The organism is Ramlibacter sp., from assembly GCF_035706265.1.
Taxonomy (GTDB): Bacteria; Pseudomonadota; Gammaproteobacteria; order Burkholderiales; family Burkholderiaceae_C; genus Ramlibacter.
In genome coordinates, this window is record NZ_DASSVG010000518.1 from 1 (window position 1) to 4,133 (window position 4,133).

5 protein-coding genes are annotated in these 4,133 nt (G+C 70.8%); 3 read left to right on the forward strand and 2 right to left on the reverse strand.

From position 1 onward, the window contains the following. The 3 genes from VFM98_RS18535 to nagZ form a co-directional block, all read left to right on the forward strand. Positions 1–739, forward strand: a 739-nt coding sequence (locus VFM98_RS18535) for a pyridoxine 5'-phosphate synthase (RefSeq protein WP_325111374.1), incomplete at its 5' end; no start/stop codon positions are given. Then, positions 736–1,143 (forward strand): holo-ACP synthase, encoded by a 408-nt coding sequence (acpS, locus tag VFM98_RS18540; protein WP_325111375.1) that lies wholly within the window; start codon positions 736–738, stop codon positions 1,141–1,143. The genes VFM98_RS18535 and acpS, both read left to right, overlap by 4 nt. Continuing rightward, positions 1,136–2,224, forward strand: a complete 1,089-nt coding sequence (gene nagZ, locus VFM98_RS18545) for a beta-N-acetylhexosaminidase (protein ID WP_325111376.1) — start codon at positions 1,136–1,138, stop codon at positions 2,222–2,224. The genes acpS and nagZ overlap by 8 nt, the downstream gene beginning before the upstream one ends. An 87-nt stretch (positions 2,225–2,311) precedes the next feature. Here nagZ and VFM98_RS18550 read toward each other — a convergent pair whose 3' ends face one another. Both VFM98_RS18550 and VFM98_RS18555 read right to left on the reverse strand, forming a co-directional pair. Further along, positions 2,312–3,568 (reverse strand): Hsp70 family protein, encoded by a 1,257-nt coding sequence (locus tag VFM98_RS18550; protein ID WP_325111377.1) that lies wholly within the window; start codon positions 3,566–3,568, stop codon positions 2,312–2,314. After that, a partial coding sequence (locus tag VFM98_RS18555; protein WP_325111378.1) for an amino acid--tRNA ligase-related protein occupies positions 3,568–4,133 on the reverse strand: 566 nt, incomplete at its 5' end. The genes VFM98_RS18555 and VFM98_RS18550, both read right to left, overlap by 1 nt.

Consider the following 4,133-nt stretch of genomic DNA (forward strand, 5'->3'; position numbering starts at 1 on the left):
GGTCAACCTCAACAAGGTCGCCCTGGTGCGCAACACGCGCCACCTGGGCATCCCCAGCGTCACGCGCGCGGCCACGCTGTGCCTGCAGGCCGGCGCGCACGGCATCACGGTGCATCCGCGCCCCGACGAGCGCCACATCCGTGCCGGCGACGTGCGCGAGCTGGCTGCGCTGCTGAAGGACTGGCCCGCCGCGGAATTCAACATCGAGGGCAACCCCTTCCACAACCTGATGGACTTCGTGCGCGAGGTGCGTCCGCAGCAGTGCACCTTCGTCCCCGATGCCGAAGGCCAGTTCACCAGCGACCACGGCTGGGACCTGGAGAAGGACGGCGAGCGGGTCAAGCCGCTGATCGCGGAAGCCAAGGCGCTGGGCGTGCGGGTGAGCCTGTTCATGGACGCCGAGGCGCGCAGCATTCCGCTGGCCAGGGCGGTCGGCGCCGCCCGCGTCGAGCTCTATACCGAGCCCTACGCCGCAGCCTGGGGCACGCCGGAGCACGCCGCGCAGCTGCGGCGCTTCGCCGACGCCGCGCAGGCGGCCCACGCCGCGGGCCTGGGCGTCAACGCCGGCCACGACCTCAATCGCGACAACCTCCCGGACTTCCTGCAGGCGGTGCCCGGCGTGCTGGAGGTCTCGATCGGCCATGCGCTCATCGCCGACGCGCTGGAGCTGGGGTATGCCGCCACCGTGCGGGCCTACCTCGCCGCGATGGGGCGCGGCAGCCGGATGCCCGAGCAGTGATCTACGGCATCGGCACCGACATCTGCGACGTGCGGCGCATCCGCGCCTCGCTGGAAAAGCACGGCGAGCGCTTCGCCCGCAAGATCCTCGCCGACGGCGAGTTCGCCACCTGGCAGGCGCGCAGCGCGCGCTGGCCCGAGCGCGGCGTGCGCTTCCTGGCCACCCGCTTTTCCGCCAAGGAGGCGTTCAGCAAGGCCGTGGGCCTGGGCATGCGCATGCCCATGACGTGGCGCGCCTGCGAGGTCGGCAAGCTCGCGAGCGGCAAGCCGGTGATCGTGCTGCACGGGTCGCTCAAGGCCTGGTGCGAGGCGCGCGGGCTGCAGGCACAGGTGAGCGTGACGGACGAGAGCGACTACGCCGCGAGCTTCGTGGTGATCGAACGGAAAGAACAAAACCATGAGTGAACATGCCCCGGTGATCCTGGACGTGGCGGGCCTTGCCTTGAGCGAGGACGACCGGCGCCGCCTCGCGCACCCGCTGGTGGGCGGCATGATCCTGTTCGCCCGCAACTGGGAAAGCCGCGAGCAGCTCGCGGCGCTGTGCGCGCAGATCAAGGAAGTGCGGGAGGACCTGCTGATCTGCGTCGACCACGAGGGCGGGCGGGTGCAGCGCTTCCGCAGCGGCGGCTTCACCCACCTGCCGCCGATGCGGCGCTTCGGCGAGCTGTGGTTCAAGGACGCGAAGGGCCGCGAGGGCTCGGGCGCGATGCGCGCCATGGCCGCCGCCACCGCCGCCGGCTACGTGCTTGGCGCCGAACTGCGCGCCTGCGGGGTCGACTTCAGCTTCACGCCGGTGCTGGACCTGGACTACGGCGAGAGCTCGGTGATCGGCGACCGCGCCTTCCACCGTGACCCGCGGGTGGCCACGCTCCTGGCCCGCAGCCTCATGCACGGCCTGCTGCAGGCCGGCGTGGCCAATTGCGGCAAGCATTTCCCGGGGCACGGCTTCGTCAAGGCCGATTCGCACCTGGAGATCCCGGTGGATCCGCGCAGCCTCAAGGCCATTCTGGAGGAAGATGCCATCCCCTACGAGTGGCTCGGCGCGACGCTCACCAGCGTGATGCCGGCGCACGTGATCTATCCCAAGGTGGACTCGCTGCCGGCGGGCTTCTCGCCGAAATGGCTCAACGAGATCCTGCGCGAGAAGCTGCACTTCCAGGGCGCGATCTTCAGCGACGACCTGAGCATGGCGGGCGCCCGCAAGATCGAGGGCCGCGACGTCACCTTCACCGAAGCCGCCGTGGCGGCGCTGGCCGCGGGCTGCGACATGGTGCTGCTTTGCAACGAGTCGGTGAACAGCGAAGGCGGCCGCTCGATCGACGAGATGCTCGATGGCCTGGCCGAGGCGCAGTCGCGCGGGGAATGGCGCGCCAACGAGGTCAGCGAGCAGCGCCGCCTGGCCCTGCTGCCTTGCGGCCCCTCCGTGTCCTGGGACTCGCTGATTACGGAGCCGCGCTACATGCGCGCGCTGCAACTGCTGCCCTGATCGGGACGGGAAGAACGCGGGGGTTCGGCTGCGCGCTCACCCCCAGCCTCCGAACGGCCGCGCTCGGCGGGCCCGCGAAAGGAAGCGTCAGGAGCGAAGCGCCGCGTAGGACAGGCCCGAGGCGACACCGCCGAACAGGTCGCCTTCGATCACCGGCGTGCCGGCGAAGCGCTGTTCGAGCAGCGTTCGGAAGGGCCGCAGCGCCGACGAGCCGCCGGTGAGGTACACCGCATCGAGGCCCTTGCAGCCCGCGCGGCGCACGCACTCCGCCGCGCAGTCCACCACCTGTTCCAGCAGGCCGGCGAGGTGGTCGCCCATCTCGGCGTCGGAAAGCGAAGCGGCCAGCCCCGGTTCGACCGCGGCAAGCTCGATCGGCGCCGGTCGGCCGTGCACGGAGACCGAGATCTTCGCGGCTTCCACCTCGTTCGCGATCCGGTGCCCCAGACGCTGCTCCAGCACCGTCATCAGCCGGTCGTGCAGCCGCGGCTCGCCGTAGTTGCTGCGCAGTTCGCGCGCTTCGCGGATGGCCTTCGGCGTTCCCATGCGGTGGATCAGGTGCCAGGTCGCCAGGTTGAAGAAGGTGGCGCTCGGCACCTCGCGGCCCGACGGCCCGAGGTGGCGGAACCCGAGCAGGGGCATCACCTGCTGCAGGTTCAGCTGCCGGTCGTAGTCGGTGCCGCCGATGTGCACGCCCGTGGTCGCCAGGATGTCGCTCGCGCGGTCGCGCCGTTGCAGGCGCTGCGGCCCCAGCCGCACCACCGTGAAGTCCGAGGTGCCGCCGCCGATGTCCACCACCAGCACCACGGCCTCGGCCGCGAGCCGGCGCTCGTAGTCCAGCGCGGCGGCGATCGGCTCCAGCGCGAAGGCGACGTCGGTGAAGCCCGCGGCGCCGGCGGCTTCGCGCAAGGCCTCCTGGGCACGGGCATCGCGCTGCGGATCGTCGTCGACGAAGTGCACCGGCCGGCCGATGACGGCCCGCGTGGGCTCGCCGCCGGCGTGGCGCGCCGCGCGCGTACGCAGTTCGCGCAGGAACAGCGTGATGATCGCGCGGAAGCTCATGACGCCGGTGCCCACCGCCGTCTCCTCCTCCAGCAGGCTGCTTCCGAGCAGGCTCTTGAGCGAGCGCATCAATCGCCCTTCGACGCCGGCCAGGTACAGCTGGATGGCGTCCCGCCCGAAGTGGGTGCGGTGATCCTCCACGTCGAAGAACACCGCCGTCGGCATGGTCGTGGCGTCGCCTTCCAGCGGCACCAGGCGGGCGAGCCCGTCGGCGCCGAGGAAGGAAACGGCGGAATTGGAGGTGCCGAAGTCGATGCCGAGCGCCGGCCCGGCGCCGGCGCGCATCAGCCTTCGCGCCGCAGCGCCGGGAACAGGATCACGTCGCGGATGCTGGGGCTGTCGGTCAGCAGCATCATCAGCCGGTCGATCCCCACGCCGCAGCCGCCCGCCGGCGGCATGCCGTATTCCAGCGCGCGCACGAAGTCGTGGTCAAAGTACATCGCCTCCTCGTCGCCGGCGTCCTTGGCGCTCACCTGCGCCATGAAGCGCGCGGCCTGGTCCTCGGCGTCATTGAGCTCCGAGAAGCCGTTGGCCATCTCGCGGCCGGTGATGTACAGCTCGAAGCGCTCGGTGACCTCCGGGCGCTCGTCGTTGGCGCGCGCCAGCGGCGAGATCTCGGTGGGGTGTTCCATGATGAAGGTCGGCTGCCACAGCTGCTCCTCCACCTTCTCCTCGAAATAGAGCACCTGCAGCGAGGCGAGCGAACGGGCGGACAGCCGGTCCTTCTCCTCGGTCAGGCCGATCCTGCGCAGAGCGTTCGTGAGCCACTCGCGGTTGTCGACGTTCTCGCCGGCCTCCGTGTGCTTGAGGATCGCGTCGCGGATCGTGAGCCGCTCAAAGGGCTTGGCGA